Source organism: Corallococcus carmarthensis (assembly GCF_003611695.1).
GTDB classification, from domain to species: Bacteria; Myxococcota; Myxococcia; order Myxococcales; family Myxococcaceae; genus Corallococcus; species Corallococcus carmarthensis.
Map to the genome: position 1 here is coordinate 1 of NZ_RAWE01000247.1, position 13,980 is coordinate 13,980.

A 13,980-nucleotide genomic window follows, 5' to 3' on the forward strand; every position below is an offset into this window, starting at 1 on the left:
GGCCATGGGTGCGGGGAGGGTACCGGCCTCGCCAGGGGCCCACAACCCGCACGGTCGCGGGCGGCCCGGCGGCCGGTCGCAAGCGCAAGCCCTTGCGAAGGCCCTGGCGCCATGCGACGTCGCACGCATGCGATTCACCCTGCACCGCGGCGTCAGCCTGGCCGTCCTCGCCTCCGCCCGCACGGAGGCCGACCACCACGAGGACCTGGGGTGCAGCATCCAGGGGCCCACCGCGCGTCCGGTGCGCCGCGCGCAGGTGCCGCTGAAGCGTCACATCGCCGCGCTGGGCCGCGAGGGCGCGCTGCGCGAGGCCGACGCGCTCATCCGCTGGCTGGAGGACACGCCCCGCTACGCCGCGCTCTGCCAGGGCACGAAGCGGCGCATGGGCCGGCGCGTGCTGCGCGACGACGTCCTCTTCCCGGATCCGCTGCGCCACCGCCCGCGCGTGCTGCACCTGCGCCAGGACTCACTGGGGCTGGACGTGCCGGTGCGGGCGAAGGACTGGCCCGTGGTGGCGGACCTGTTCGCGTCGCTCGCCCGGGGCGCGACGCGCGAGGAGCTGCGCGCGCTGGCCACCACGCCCATCGTGGGCGAGCTGTTGGGCGACCTGTCGCAGGCCGGCTGGCTGGTGCGCCACGCGGGGCCGGTGGACGTGCCGGGGCCGGGGGCCCTCTTCGTGGGACACAACACGGTGCTGGTGTCGGGCAGGGAAGGGCGCGTGCTGGTGGATCCGTACTTCCGCCCCACGGGCGAGGCGGACCTGCCCGGCTACGGGTCGTTGCAGGCGGGGGACCTGGGGCGGGTGGACGCGGTGGTCATCACCCATTCACACGGGGACCACTTCCACCTGGGCTCGCTGCTGCCCCTGCCGCGCGACACGCGCATCTTCGTGCCGGCGGTGGCGCGCGAGAGCCTCTTCTCCACGGACTGCGCGCTGCGGCTGAATCAGCTGGGCTTCACGCGCGTGGAGCCCCTGCGCTGGGGCGAGACGCGGCAGGTGGGCGACGTGACGGTGCGCGCGCTGCCCTTCCACGGCGAGCAGCCCACCGACGGAGAAGGGCCGCACCCGGACCTCTACAACGAGGGCAACACGTGGCTCGTGCGCTCGCCGGACTTCTCCGCCGCCTTCTTCGCGGACGCGGGCCACGACGTGCGAGGGGACATGGCCGCGGTGTGCCGCCGCGTGCGCAAGCAGCAGGGCCCGGTGGACGTGCTCTTCTGCGGCGTGCGCGGCTTCCGGCTGCCGCCCATCTTCTTCGGCTTCACCACGCTGGATGCGTTCCTGGTCAACGTGCCGCGCGACGCGCTCACCACGCCGCAGCGCTTGATGGCGGGCCCGGAGGAGGCGCTGCGCTACGGCGCGCTCCTGGGCGCGCGCTACGTGGTGCCCTGCGCGGACGGCGGTGCCCCCTGGTACTGGCGCGAGGGCATGGGCCCGCGCTACTCCGGCTATCCGGGCGAGCCTGTCGCGGGCGCGAGCAACATGGACGAGAACCCGGACGCGGATCCATATCCGGAGCGGCTGGCGCAGGTGCGGAAGGAGCAGGGCGAAGGGCCGCAAGCGCTCCTCCTGCGGCCCGGCGAGGCCCTGCGCTGGCGCGGCGTCCGGAAGCCGGAGGTGCTCAGCACGCCGGGGTTCGAGTGGCCGTTCGGGAACTGGCGCGAGGCCGAGCCTCAGCCGCGCAAGGCGTCGCGGGCCGTCCAGAGGCCCCGCAGGTAGAGCGCGCCCAGGAGCGCGAGGCAGACGACGCCCACCGTGACGTACCCGTGGATGACGGTGCGGACGTTCCAGCCGTACGTCTCCACCAGGGCGCTGGGGTCGCTCAGGCCCACGCCTTCGATGCGGCCAAAGGGGATGCGGTCCACGTCGGTGCGCGCCGCCCACCACTGCTCGAAGCCGTCCATGAACGCCGCGGCGCCCATGGCGACGAAGCCCCAGCGCAGCTGGTGCCGGTGGAGGTAGTGGCCCCGCGGCACGTAGAACGTGGCCATCAGCAGCGTGCCCAGCACCATCAGGCCCGCGTCGCCGCCGAAGGAGAAGAGGGCCCGGCCCTGGTCCCGGGTGAGCCCGAACGTGCCCGCCCAGTGCGCCGCGAGCAGCCCCGCGCCCACGCCCAGCCACGCCCACTGGCGGCGCTTCCAGCCCTGCCACACGAGCGCTCCCAGGAGCCCCGACACCACGATGATCATGAACGTCGAGCGGTCCTCCGACACGCTCGTCACCCACAGCGAGGGCGTGGCGCTGAAGCCGCAGAACCACGCGGTGACGGCGTGCCCCACCTCATGCACCGGCATCGTGAGGAAGACGCGCAGCAGCGCATGGAAACCCGGTGAACCGACCGCGAGCCAGGCGATGACGAGCGCGGCCGGCAACACCGCCAGCCGCAGCCGCGCCTCCAGGGGGCCCTCGCTGTCCGTCTCCGCCCCGTGGAAGGTGATGCCCTCCGTGGCGGGGTCCGGTTCGGGCCGCGCCGCGACCAGGGCCGGCGTGAACGTGGGCGCGGTGTGGGCCTCCAGGGCCTCGCGCAGCGCGGCCCGCTGGTCCTCGGCCTCGCGCTGGACGGCCTCACGGGCCTCGCGGTCGCGGGCTTCGGACTGACGGGTGGCGGCGCGCACCTCCGCGCGCAGGTAGATGACGCCGCACGCCGGGCACTCGGGCCCGTCCACGCGGGGCGCGCCACAGCGGGGACAGGAGGCGGACGGAAGGCTCACGGGCCCACACTCTAGGTGCCTCGTGGGCGGGACGAAAATCGCACCGCCGGGAACCCGAGGGCTCCCGGCGGCGGAACGTGGGCCTAGAAGCCGTAGTAGCTGCTGTAGTCCGTGCCGAACAGGTCGATGACCGTGACGCCCCAGGAGTGCACGATGACGACGATGATCGTCTTGCGGAAGCGCGTGAGGTTCCAGTCGTTGACGGTCTGCTGCTGGATGCCCACGCTCATCGGCGAGCCATAGCGCGCCGACTTCACCGCCGAGGGGAAGGTCTCGATGACCGTCGCACGCTGCGCGACCTCCTTGCCGTCCTTGTCGATGAGGCTGGCGATGGCCTTGTACTTGCCCACCTTGATGTCTTCCGGCTTGGCGCGGACGTTCACGCGGTAGTGGCCCGCCGGAATGCCCGCCTCGGGGGAGTCGATGTAGACGAAGGCCGCGTCCACGCCCTTCGCGTAATCCGTGGCGGGGACCTTCTCGTAGCCCGCGATGTTCGTCGCCACGACGGTGGCGAACTCCGACGTGAGGGTGCCGATCTCCTCCTCGTTGATCGCGAGGCCCTGCTCCTTCGCGCCCTGCGCCAACTCGGTCTTGAGCTCGGTGCAGGCGGCCGCGGCGGCCGAAGCGTACCGGGACTCGCCCGCGAAGGCGGAGCCGGAGAGGAGGAGGGCGGCAACGAGGGAGGAACGCATGAAGCTGGAAGTGATCATGGGGGACGGGGAACCAATCGCTTCGAGGGGGAACTGCAATCACTGACACCACGGGACTTCGACATCGGCGGGCCCCCTGTGCAGTGACGATGCCAACCCCTCACACGGCCGCGTTTCCCCCGGCTCCAGAGGCGCGCCCTCGGATGTATCAAAGGCAGATGACAGAGGCTGTGACATGCCGTGTTACGGCCAGGGCCCGGCAATGACATCCAGCGCTACAACGGAGCCGGCCCCTCGGGACCAGGGCTTGACGCCACGGGGCCGGAGCGCCGATGTCGTGGGCATGGCCGAAGAGCTGGACACCCGCACCCGGGGTAGGACCGCGCGTGGGCGCCTGCGCGCACTGGACGCGTACCTGTGCCAGTTCGAGGCCGGGCTCCTCACGCGGGATGACGGCCCCTGGGCCCGCGCTGTCTTCGTGGACGTGGGCTTCGGCGAACACCCGTGGACCACGCTGGAGAGCGCCACCGCCTTCCGCGCGCTGAGCCCGGAGCTGTCCATCGTGGGCGTGGAGCTGGAGGCCGAACGCGCCGTGGCCGCCGCGCGGGACCACGCGGACGCGCGCACGCACTTCCGCGAGGGCGGCTTCGCGCTCCCCCTGTCACCGGATGAGCCCGCCCGTCTGGTGCGCGCCATGAACCTGCTGCGCCAGGGGCCGCCGGAGCGCATCCCGGAGGCCCACCGCGCGATGTCGCGGCACCTGCTGCCTGGCGGGCTGCTCGTGGAGGGGTCGTCCGACACGGACGGCGCGGTGCTGGTGGCCCACCTGCTGCGCCGGACGCCGGACGCCGGAACCCCCGCGCGCGAGGGCCTCCTCTTCCACACCGACTTCTCCCGGGGCTTCGCGCCGCTGCTGCTGCGCGACTGGCTGCCCCGCGACCTGCGCCGCCGCGTCCGCCCCGGCGAGCCCATCCATGCCTTCTTCCAGGCGTGGGAGGCGGCATGGAAGGCCGCGCGCGCCGAAGGCCACACACAGCCTCCGGACGCCTTCGCTGAATCCGTGCTGCGCCTCGCCCGGATGACCCAAGGGGTCTCCACCGACGCCTGGCTCCTGACCCGGGGCTGTCTGCGCTGGAGCCCACCCGGCGGCACGCCGGCTTGAAGCGGGGCTGAGCCTGGCCACTCCTTGAGGATGCAATCGTGAGGGGGCCGGTCCCAAGCGCTGCCGGAAAAGGTATTCTGTCGGGAATTGGGCTTCCGGCGGCTCCCCGAACCGTTGGAGGCAGACGGCTCGACATGAACAGGCACCTTCTGACGCTTCTCGCCGCGGGGCTGATGGCCAGCACCGCCGTCGCCGGCCCGTCGACCCCAGACCTCGGGGGCCGCCGCCTCGCGCAGCGCCCCCAACGCCAATCCCGTCGTTCCGCCGCGCGCCCGCGCCGCGAGGCCGACCCCGCGAACCTGGAGCATGAGATGGAAGAGGCCGCCTACTCCGGTGAGGCCCCCGCGGCCGTCATCGCGGCCCGCCCCCCCGCGTTGCTGTTCTCCGCCAACTTCTACGGCACCCTGGCCGCCGCCCGCTGTCTGGGCCGCCACGGCGTGGACGTGACGGTGGCGGACACCGGCCGGTTGGGGCCGGCCAGCTACTCGCGCTTCGTCAGCCGCCGCGTGCAGTGCCCGCCGGAATCGCAGCCGGAGGCCTTCCTCCAGTGGCTGGTGGACTTCGGCCTGCGCGAGCCCGTCAAGCACGTGCTCTACCCGACGAGCGACGAGCTGGCGTGGCTCATCTCCGCGCACCGCTCCAAGCTGGAGGACCTCTTCCACCTCTACGACCCGGGCGTGGACGCGGTGTACGGGCTGCTCAACAAGCGCCGCCTGTATGAGCTGGGGACGCAAGCGGGCCTGCACCTGCCGCGCACCTGGTTCCCCCAGTCCGAGGAGGACCTGGAGCAGGTGCGCCGCGAGGCGAAGTTCCCGGTGCTGCTCAAGCCCACCACGCAGATCCTCCACGCCACCCACCGCAAGGGCCAGCCGGTGTCGTCGCCGGACGACCTGGCGCGCGAGTACCGCGAGTTCGCGCGCGACACCTACGCGCCCATGCTCGTGAAGTTCGACCCGGCCGTGGTGAACCCCATGGTGCAGGAGTTCCACCCGGAGGCCGCGGAGGGCATCTACAGCCTCTCCGGCTTCGTGGACGAATCCGGTGAGCTCTTCGAGGCCCGCGCCGCGATGAAGGTCCTCCAGCGTCCGCGCCGCCTGGGCGTGGGCGTCTGCTTCGAGTCCGCGCCGCTGCGCCCGGACCTCGTCGCGGGCCTCACCCGGCTGTGCAAGAAGCTGGGCTACCACGGCGTCTTCGAGGTGGAGTTCATCCAGACGAAGGACTCGTACCTCCTCATCGACTTCAATCCGCGCTTCTACGGGCAGATGGGCTTCGACATCGCGCGGGGGCTGCCCCTGCCGCTGCTCGCGTACCACGCGGCCACGGGGGACCGGGACGCGCTGGAGCGGGCCGTGGAGGACGCGCGTGACGCCGCCGCGGCGCACGAGGACGCGGTGTTCTGCAACCGCATCGCGCTGGAGATGCTGCTCAACCTCCAGCGGCTGTCCGGCGCGCTGCCGGCCGACGAGGCCCGGCAGTGGCGGCAGTGGTTCAACGTCCACAAGGAGACGGCGGTGGATCCGCTCATCGACCGGGACGACATGATGCCCGCGGCGGTGGAGCTGGCCACCATCTCCTACGGGGCCGCGCGCCACCCGCGCGCCTTCCTGCGGATGATGGTCTTCAACCGCTGAGCCGCTAGCCCGCGGCGCGAGGGGCCGCGGGGACCGGGTCGTCGAAGGTGACCAGGTCCTCGTGCGTCTCCGCCCGGCGCAAGAGCCGCACCTTCCCGCCCTCCACGCCCACGATGGCCGGCTGCGGGAAGGAGAAGGACGTGCCGAAGGGCACGAAGTACGCGCCCGCGTCCATGATGGCCAGCGTGTCGCCCACCTTCAGCTCCGGCAGCCGCACCGCGTGGTACAGCGTGTCGCCCGGGGTGCAGATGGGGCCCACCACCGTGTACGCCCGGTGCGCGGGCGCGGCCGGCTGCTCCACGTGGAAGAGCTGGTGGTACTCGTTGCGCACGCATTCCGCGTGGTTGATGCCCATGTCGAGCACCGCCCACGTCCGCTCGCCGCCGTCCTTGAGCGCGTGCACGCGGCCCAGCAAGAGCTGCGTGTTGCCCGTCATCGCGCGGCCCGGCTCCAGGAAGATGCGCGGGCGCTTGCGGCCCTGCTTCGCGTAGTGCGACTCCACCTGGGCCACCACCTTCGCCACGTACCGCTCGATGGAGAGCGCCGCCGCGAAGTCCGGCGCGGGCAGGTCGCGCTGGAAGGTGAGGTTGAGCCGCCAGTCCTTCTGCTCGATGTGCTCCACCGTCGGCGTGCAGAGGCTTCCGCCCAGGTCCAGCACCTCCAGGTCCAACCCCAGCTCGCGGTGCAGCTCATCCGCGAAGTCCAGCACCGAGCCGACGAAGCCCTCCAGCTCTCCTTCCGTGCGGATCAGCTCGCCCCGGTGCGCGTGCAGACCCACCACGTCCAGGTTTCCCGCGGACAGCGCCTGCCGGTACGCCGCCAGCGCCTGGCCTCCCGCGATGGGCGTGCCGAACTGCGACGTCCAGCCCGTGGCCGTCGTCACCCGCACGGCCACGCGCGGATGCTTGCCCAGCTCCGCCGCGTGGCGTGAGAAGACGTCCAGCTCCTCGCGGTGGTTCGCGGCCAGCAGGCCGATGCCCCGGGTGATGGACTCGCGGATGGACGCGTCCGACTTCACCGGGCCGTTGTAGACGATGCGCTCCGGCGCCACGCCCAGCTTGAGCGCGAGCCACAGCTCGTAGGCGGAGATCACCTCCGCGCCCACGCCGCGCGCGTGCAGCGCGGACAGCACGCCCGGCACGGGGTTGGTCTTGTACGAGTAATACACCTCGCAGCCGCCCGCCGCGCCCGGGGGCACGGCCTGGAACGCGTCCGCGTTGCGGTGCAGCGCCGCCAGGTGCACCACGTGCAGCGGCGAGCCGTACTCGCTGGCGAGCTTCGACAGCGACACGCCCTCCAGGAAGAGGCCCTGGCCGGCGCGCGACTCCAGGCTCCACGTTTCAGGGGGGAGGAAGGCGCGCGCGGGGGCCATCGCGCGCTGCACGACGGGCCCCAGGGTCTGCTTCAACTGCCGCTTGGCGGTTCCAACGAGACGACGACGCAGGCTCACGGGGTGGGGCCCTTTCAGGAAACGCCGGGCAGCTTGAGGGGAAGGAAGCGCGTCAGGCCGAAGCGGCTCTTCAGCGCGCGCGTGGCCAGCTGCAGGAGCCGGTACTCCAGCTCGCCGTGCTCGCGCCGGTACTTGTTGTGGATGATGGCGTTGGACTCCGCCACGGACTTCTCCACCTTCTCACCCTTCTTGCCCAGGTCGTGCATCAGCGACGGCTTGCCCACCCGGTAGTTGAGGATGGGCCGGTTCACGTAGACGTGGCCGTAGCGGCGGATGCCGCGCATGTAGAAGTCCACGTCCTCGTAGACGGGGATGTTCGGATCGAACCCGCCCAGGGGCTGGAAGTATTCGCGGCGCACCATGCACGCGGAGTTCACGTACAGCGTGCCCAGGAACAGGATGTGCGCCACCGTCCACGCGCTGTTGGGCGTGGTGGCGCCCACCTTCGCGACCCGCTCGAAGTAGCTGCTCTTGTCCTCCAGCCACTCCGGATCCTCGCTGAAGGGCACCACCCAGCCCACCGCCACGCCCGCGTCCGGCCGCGCGTCCAGCGCCGTCACCATGGCCTTCAGCGCCCCTTCGGCGAGCATGTCGTCGTCGTCCAGGAAGTGCAGGTAGCGGCCCTGGGCCAGGGTGGCGCCGTGGTTGCGCACCAGCGCGGGGCGCCCCTTGGACGGCACCTCCTGCTTGAAGTAGCGCACGCGCGGATCGCCAATGCCCTGCACCGCGTCGCGGGCCGTGCCCTCCGCGGAGTCATCCAGGACGATCACCTCCACCTGGACGCCTTCCTGACGCAGCGCGGAGTGGATGGCCTCCACCACGTCCTTCTCGCGCTTGTACGTGGGCATCACGACCGAGACGTCGATTGATGACATAGGCCCCGGTTTATACCGGTGGCGCCCCACGACTGAGAAGCAGCCGTGCCCCGCCACACGCGGGGCATTGCGCCACCCGGGGGCATTGCGCCCCGCCCCCTGTGTCCGGGGTTACCCGCCCGGTGTCCGGGGAAGCGAACGCGGGAGGCGTTCTCGCGGTTTCTCGGAAGTTTCTACGGCCCCTTCAGGGGCGCGGACCGGCAATATCTGCAGACGGACCGGCAAGACTTGCAGTCGGATCGCGACAGGATTGCCACACCGTGGCCGCCTGCCCACGGGTTTCAGTAGCTGGCGACGGCGAAGTCGAACGCGTCCAGGTCCTCCACGAGGCCGGCCCCGGCGGCGCGGTGCGAAGCGTCACCCTCCTCTGGAAACGCGTCGCTCCAGAGGGGGGCGTCGGCCTCCTCGGGGTCCAGCGGCAGCCATCCGGGATGCAGTTCCTCGCGGGCCATGTGCGTTCGTCCTTTTCCGCAAGCGGTACGGCTTCAGCCGGTAACCTGCAGTCGTTGTGCCATTTGTTGATACGGCACCACCCTCACGGACGGGTCGTTTCCGACGAAAGGTGGGTCGCCAGCCGGGCAGGCATGGCTTGACGCGGGGGCCCGGGGCCGACAGGAAGGGAACACCGATGGCCGTCCTGCTGGCACATGAAATCGAGACCCCGCGCCCGTGCAGCTACCTGCCGGACCGGGAGGCGTCCCTGGAGACGCTGCTGATGCGCAATGTGACGGCGCAGGAGTACGAGCACCTGCTGGTGCGCGGCTGGCGCCGGTTCGGGCCGCAGTACTTCCGGCCCGCGTGCGCGGCGTGCAACGAGTGCGTGTCCCTGCGCGTGCCGGTGGCGGGCTTCACGCCCAACCGCAGCCAGCGCCGGGCCCGCGCCGCGTGCGCGCACCTGCGCGTGGAGGTAGGCCCGCCGCGCGTGGACGAAGAACGCCTGGCGCTGTACCGCGCGTGGCACGCGGACCGGGAGTCGTCGCGCGAATGGGAGGCGTCCGAAATGGGCGCGCGCGAGTACTCGCTCCAGTTCGCCTTCCCGCACCCGTCCGCGCGCGAGGTGGCCTGGTACGACGACAGCGATCCGGCGGGCCCGAAGCTGGTGGGCCTGGGCCTGTGCGACGAGACGCCGCACGCGTGGAGCGCGGTGTACTTCTTCTACGACCCGGCCTACGCGCGGCTGTCGCTGGGCAAGGCGAGCGTGCTGTTCCAGGTGGAGCTGGCGCGCGAGCGGGGCATCCCCCACGTGTACCTGGGCTACCGCGTGCTCGCGTGCGACTCGCTGCGCTACAAGGCCGGCTTCCGTCCGCACGAACTGCTGGAGGGACGCCCCGAACTGGATGCGCCGCCCGTGTGGAGCGCCGCGCTTGACGCGCCCGCGCCTGACGCGCCAGCGCCCGCGCCTGACGCGCCAGAACCCGCGTCAGTGCCGCGGCCGGAGGGCCCGGAAGCCGTCAGGAGCCGCTGAGCAGCGCCGCGTCGAAGAAGTCGCGCAGGCGGTTCGCGTACTCCTCCGGGGCCTTCTTCGCGTACTCGCCGTGGTGCGCGCCGGGCACCACCCAGTACGACTTGGGTTCGCACGCGGCCTGGAACAGCGCGTCCTGGAGGAACGCAGGTGCGTACTCGTCGACGTCGCCGTTGATCAGCAGGAGCGGCCGGCCCTTCAAATCACACAGGTGCTTCATGGGGTTCACCGCGTCCACGTCCACGCCGGACAGGCGCATGGTCCAGAGCACCGGCTGGACGCTCAGCGGCCCCCACTTGCCATAGCTGTAGCGCGTGTCCGCCTCCAGCGACGGATACGCGCCCGCCGCGGCCACCGCCTTGAGACGCGGATCCTCCAGCGCCTCCAGCATCGCGGTGGTGCCTCCCATGGAGAAGCCCAGCACGCCCAGCCGTGAGGGATCCACGTCGTCGCGGTGCGAGACGAAATCCACCGCCGCGCGCAGGTCCTCGCGCTCGCGGTCGCCCCACGTCACCAGGTCGCCCTCGCTCTCGCCGTGGCCGCGCGAGTCGAAGAGCAGCACGCCGTAGCCCGCGCGGGAGAGCACCTCCGCCTCGAAGAGCATCTGCGTGCGGTTCTCCGCGAAGCCGTGCATCACCACCACCGCCGCGTGGTTGTGCGACGGCAGGTACCAGCCGCGCAGCGTCAGGCCGTCGCGCGTGCGCAGCACCACGTCCGTGCGCTCCCCGAGCCTTTCCGCCGCCACCGGATTCAACGGCTGGCGCGATGGGTGCAAGACGGCGCGTGCGGTGCGGACGTTGCGGTACGCGATGAACGCCACCACCGCGAGCACGCCCAGGAGGGCGAGCGCGATGAGGCGGGCGGGACGGGGAGGGATGGGTTTCTTCACGAGGATGGAATGTGAGCCTATACCCGGAGTCTGATTCCCGGCAGGAGGCCCCCGGGCTCGTTGAGCCCCCAAGCAGTAAGGCCCGAGCCCTGCCTCGCCTGGCGCACCTGGGAGTGCCGTGGCTGGAGGTGCTGACATGACGCCCGATGTCTCCGTGGTGGTGCCCACCTTCCGCCGGCCCGTGCTCGTGGGCGAGGCGGTGCGGAGCGCGCTGTCCCAGGCGGACGACGGCGTGCGCGTGGAGGTGCTCGTCCTGGACGACAGCCCGGAGGGCTCCGCGCGGGAGCCCGTCCTGGCGCTGGGGGATGCGCGCGTGCGCTACGTGAAGCGCGACGTGCCCACCGGCGGCAATCCCGCCACGGTGCGCAACGAGGGCTGGCCGCTCACCACCGGCCGTTACCTGCACTTCCTGGACGACGACGACCGCGTGGCGCCGGGGGCCTACCGGGCGCTCATGCAGGCGCTCGACGTGAAAGCGGACCGGGGCGTGGCCTTTGGCCGCGTGGCGCCCTTCGGTGAGGACGCCGGGGTGCTCGCCCGGCAGACGGCCTACTTCGAGGACGCGGCGCGCCGGGCCCGCGTGGCGCAGCGGCTGGGGTCGCGGCGCTGGATGGTGGCGAACATGCTGTTCCGCCCCACGGTGCTGGTGAACTCCGCGTGCCTCATCCGCCGGGAGCTGCTGCCCGCGCTGGGCGGCTACGACGCGCGGCTGCCGCTGGTGGAGGACGTGGACTTCTACCTGCGCGCCATCCGCCGCGCGGGCGCGGTGTTCCTGGACCGGGTGGTGCTGGAGTACCGCACCGGCGCGCCGTCGCTGATGCACAACGAGCGCGACGCGAGCAAGGCGGTGAGCGCGTACCGGCTCATCCACGAACGCTACCGGCGGGAGTGGGGCGCGGCGGAACACACCGCGCTCCGGCTGGCCACGCGCACCTTCCTGCGGTGGCTCTGATGCGCCTCACCGTCGAACAGGTGGACACGGTGGAGGGGCTGCACGCGCTGGGCCCCGAGTGGCGCGCGCTGGCGGCCCGCTTGGGGAAGGGGCTGCCCTTCGCCACCTGGGAGTGGAACGTCACCTGGTGGCGCCACTTCCAGGAGCAGCGCCACAGCGTGCGCGACCACCTCTGCGTGCTCGCGCTGCGGAGCGCGGACGGCGCCCTGCGCGCCGTGGCCCCGCTCATGCGCACGGAGCGGCCGGGCACGGGGCCCGTGCGCGTGCGGGTGCTCCAGTTCCTGGGCGCGGATCCGAACGTCACGGAGCTGCGCGGGCTCATCTGCGCGCCGGAGCTGGAGGCCCCCTCCTTCGCGGCCGTCACGCGCCACCTGCGCGCGCACGCGTCCGGATGGGATTGGATCCTCTGGAGCGGGTTGGACCTGGAAGGTCCCGCGGTGGGGGAGCTCTCGCGGATGTCGCCGCTCACGCCCGTGCACGAGGTGCCCGCGTACGTGCTGGAGCTCGCGCCCACGTGGGAGGCGTTCAAGGCGGGCCGCTCGCGAAACATCAAGGAATCGCTGCGCAAGTGCTACAACTCGCTCAAGCGCGACGGGCTCTCCTTCACCTTCCAGGTCGCGCGCACGCCGGAGGAGGTCGCCCCGGCGCTCACCACGTTCTTCCAGCTGCATCAGGCCCGCGCGGAGTCGCAGGACGCGGCGGTGCGTCACCGCGACGTGTTCAGCTCGCCGCGGGCCCGGGGTTTCCTCGCGGACCTGTGTCAGGAGCTCGCCCGGCAGGACTGCGTCCGGGTGTTTCAACTGTGTATTGGCGGGGCCGTGGTCGCCACCCGCGTGGGTTTCGTGCTGGGCGATACGTTGTATCTCTACTACTCGGGCTACCTGCCCCGGTGGAGTGACTACAGCGTGATGACCACCACCGTGGCGGAGGCCCTCCAATACGGCATCGCGCAGGGGTTGAAGGTCGCCCATTTATCGTCGGGACGGGATGTTTCGAAGCTGCGCTGGGGACCCCGGGAGATCCACCGGCATGACGCCGTTCAACTGTCTCCTGAGTGGCGGGGCCGCGTGGCCTTCGCTACCTATCGCAAGGTGCGTGCGCTATTGAGCAACGAGCAACTCCAGGGGTGGGCCCGTCGGACGCTCGCGCGCCGGGCGGGAGATTGAAAATCGTTTCTTACCGGGAATCCCAGACATTGGAACTGCACGCGCAGCGAGAGATGGCAGTCCCGGCCACCGGGCGGCGACGCGTCTTGTTCACGCTCGTCTTCATGGGGACGGGGGGCATCGAGCGCTCCGTGTGCAACGTGTTGGCGGGCCTGGACCGGGAGCGGTTCGATCCTTCGTTGTTCTTCCACCACGGGCCGCCGCCGCCGGACACGCGCGGGCGCATCCCCGCGGACGTGCCCATCTCCTGGGGCGTGGGCGTGGAGGCCTACCGGCGCTGGGAGCTGCCGCGGATGCTCTGGCGGCTGTTCCACGAGGCGCGCAAGGCGGACATCATCGTCTCCGGGCAGGAGGGGCGGGCGGCCCTGCTGGCGCGGATGGCGGGGGCCCTGCTGGGCAAGCCGGTGTTGGGGATGGTGCACTTCGACTGGGGAGCCTTCCACCGCGAGCAGCCGAAGCGTCAGCTCTGGGGCCTGAAGGTGCTCTACCCGGGCATGGACCGCATCGTGGCGTGTGGCTACGACTCCGCGAAGGCGTTCGCGGAGCTGGTGAACGTGGACCGGGAGCGGCTGGAGGTCATCCCCAACTTCGTGGACGCGGAGCGGATCCGCGCCGCGGCGGATGCCCCCCTGCCCGCGTGGGCGGAGCCGGTGTTCCAGAAGCCCGTGGTCATCGCGGTGGGCCGGCTGGAGCCGCAGAAGTCCTTCGACGTGCTCATCCGCGCGCATGCCCGGATGCGGGCCGCCGGGGCGGACACCCACCTGCTCATCCTGGGAGTGGGCTCGCTGGAGGCGGAGCTGAAGGCGCTGGTGGCGGAACTGGGCGTGGGGGCTTCCGTGTTCATGCCGGGCTACGCGGACAACCCGCACGCGCTGATGCGGCGGGCCACGGCGTTCGCCCTGTCCTCGCGCTTCGAGGGGCTGCCCATGGTGCTGCTGGAGGCGCTCGCGCTGGGCTGCCCCATCGTCAGCACGGACTGTCCCTCAGGCCCCGCGGAGGCCCTGGACGGAGGGCGGGCGGGGGTGCTGGTC

General features: G+C 71.7%; 13 protein-coding genes. 7 read left to right on the forward strand and 6 right to left on the reverse strand.

From position 1 onward, the window contains the following. Positions 1-127: 127 nt before the first annotated feature. Positions 128-1,720 carry an MBL fold metallo-hydrolase gene (locus tag D7X32_RS38240; RefSeq protein ID WP_120607463.1) on the forward strand — a complete coding sequence of 531 codons (1,593 nt, stop codon included), beginning with the start codon at positions 128-130 and terminating at the stop codon, positions 1,718-1,720. On the opposite strand, the gene D7X32_RS38245 is transcribed toward D7X32_RS38240, so the two are convergent. Both D7X32_RS38245 and D7X32_RS38250 read right to left on the reverse strand, forming a co-directional pair. After that, positions 1,675-2,712, reverse strand: coding sequence for a hypothetical protein (locus tag D7X32_RS38245; RefSeq protein ID WP_120607464.1), 1,038 nt, complete (start codon positions 2,710-2,712; stop codon positions 1,675-1,677). The two genes, D7X32_RS38240 and D7X32_RS38245, sit on opposite strands and share 46 nt — an antisense overlap. A gap of 83 nt (positions 2,713-2,795) precedes the next feature. Beyond that, positions 2,796-3,404 carry a hypothetical protein gene (locus tag D7X32_RS38250; RefSeq protein ID WP_147450430.1) on the reverse strand — a complete coding sequence of 203 codons (609 nt, stop codon included), beginning with the start codon at positions 3,402-3,404 and terminating at the stop codon, positions 2,796-2,798. 301 nt (positions 3,405-3,705) lie between these two features. Here D7X32_RS38250 and D7X32_RS38255 point away from each other — a divergent pair, with 301 nt between their 5' ends. Both D7X32_RS38255 and D7X32_RS38260 read left to right on the forward strand, forming a co-directional pair. Next, the gene (locus D7X32_RS38255) at positions 3,706-4,524 is read left to right on the forward strand and encodes a methylase (RefSeq protein ID WP_120607471.1); all 819 of its coding nucleotides are present in this window, start codon (positions 3,706-3,708) and stop codon (positions 4,522-4,524) included. Positions 4,525-4,835: 311 nt separating this feature from the next. Further along, positions 4,836-6,155: a carboxylate--amine ligase gene (locus D7X32_RS38260; protein ID WP_171449099.1), complete on the forward strand. Its 1,320-nt coding sequence runs from the start codon at positions 4,836-4,838 to the stop codon at positions 6,153-6,155. Positions 6,156-6,159: 4 nt separating this feature from the next. Here the strand turns inward: D7X32_RS38260 and D7X32_RS38265 are convergent, their stop codons facing one another. From D7X32_RS38265 to D7X32_RS45750, 3 genes are all read right to left on the reverse strand, one after another. Then, the gene (locus D7X32_RS38265; protein ID WP_120607466.1) at positions 6,160-7,605 is read right to left on the reverse strand and encodes a type III PLP-dependent enzyme domain-containing protein; all 1,446 of its coding nucleotides are present in this window, start codon (positions 7,603-7,605) and stop codon (positions 6,160-6,162) included. A gap of 14 nt (positions 7,606-7,619) precedes the next feature. Continuing rightward, positions 7,620-8,480, reverse strand: coding sequence for a glycosyltransferase family 2 protein (locus D7X32_RS38270; protein WP_120607467.1), 861 nt, complete (start codon positions 8,478-8,480; stop codon positions 7,620-7,622). Positions 8,481-8,761: 281 nt separating this feature from the next. Further along, positions 8,762-8,932, reverse strand: coding sequence for a hypothetical protein (locus D7X32_RS45750; protein ID WP_158625837.1), 171 nt, complete (start codon positions 8,930-8,932; stop codon positions 8,762-8,764). Positions 8,933-9,108: 176 nt separating this feature from the next. On the opposite strand from D7X32_RS45750, the gene D7X32_RS38275 reads away from it, so the two are divergent. Continuing rightward, entirely contained in the window at positions 9,109-9,945 is an 837-nt protein-coding gene (locus tag D7X32_RS38275; protein ID WP_120607468.1) for an arginyltransferase, read from the forward strand. Here D7X32_RS38275 and D7X32_RS38280 read toward each other — a convergent pair. Further along, complete coding sequence (locus tag D7X32_RS38280) at positions 9,932-10,831, reverse strand: alpha/beta hydrolase (protein WP_171449096.1); 900 nt, start codon at positions 10,829-10,831, stop codon at positions 9,932-9,934. The two genes, D7X32_RS38275 and D7X32_RS38280, sit on opposite strands and share 14 nt — an antisense overlap. 136 nt (positions 10,832-10,967) lie before the next feature. Here D7X32_RS38280 and D7X32_RS38285 point away from each other — a divergent pair, with 136 nt between their 5' ends. From D7X32_RS38285 to D7X32_RS38295, 3 genes are all read left to right on the forward strand, one after another. Further along, entirely contained in the window at positions 10,968-11,783 is an 816-nt protein-coding gene (locus D7X32_RS38285) for a glycosyltransferase family 2 protein (protein WP_120607469.1), read from the forward strand. Next, positions 11,783-12,949, forward strand: coding sequence for a GNAT family N-acetyltransferase (locus tag D7X32_RS38290; RefSeq protein WP_120607470.1), 1,167 nt, complete (start codon positions 11,783-11,785; stop codon positions 12,947-12,949). The genes D7X32_RS38285 and D7X32_RS38290 overlap by 1 nt, the downstream gene beginning before the upstream one ends. Positions 12,950-13,035: 86 nt before the next feature. After that, on the forward strand, positions 13,036-13,980 hold a 945-nt coding region (locus tag D7X32_RS38295), incomplete at its 3' end, for a glycosyltransferase (protein ID WP_244239414.1).

Bases quoted from the DNA above. Each gene is read 5' to 3' on its own strand.
- D7X32_RS38240 (WP_120607463.1), top strand. From the start codon at position 128: ATGCGATTCACCCTGCACCGCGGCGTCAGCCTGGCCGTCCTCGCCTCC.
- D7X32_RS38250 (WP_147450430.1), bottom strand. From the start codon at position 3,404: ATGCGTTCCTCCCTCGTTGCCGCCCTCCTCCTCTCCGGCTCCGCCTTC.
- D7X32_RS38255 (WP_120607471.1), top strand. From the start codon at position 3,706: ATGGCCGAAGAGCTGGACACCCGCACCCGGGGTAGGACCGCGCGTGGG.
- D7X32_RS38260 (WP_171449099.1), top strand. From the start codon at position 4,836: ATGGAAGAGGCCGCCTACTCCGGTGAGGCCCCCGCGGCCGTCATCGCG.
- D7X32_RS38270 (WP_120607467.1), bottom strand. From the start codon at position 8,480: ATGTCATCAATCGACGTCTCGGTCGTGATGCCCACGTACAAGCGCGAG.
- D7X32_RS45750 (WP_158625837.1), bottom strand. From the start codon at position 8,932: ATGGCCCGCGAGGAACTGCATCCCGGATGGCTGCCGCTGGACCCCGAG.
- D7X32_RS38275 (WP_120607468.1), top strand. From the start codon at position 9,109: ATGGCCGTCCTGCTGGCACATGAAATCGAGACCCCGCGCCCGTGCAGC.
- D7X32_RS38285 (WP_120607469.1), top strand. From the start codon at position 10,968: ATGACGCCCGATGTCTCCGTGGTGGTGCCCACCTTCCGCCGGCCCGTG.
- D7X32_RS38290 (WP_120607470.1), top strand. From the start codon at position 11,783: ATGCGCCTCACCGTCGAACAGGTGGACACGGTGGAGGGGCTGCACGCG.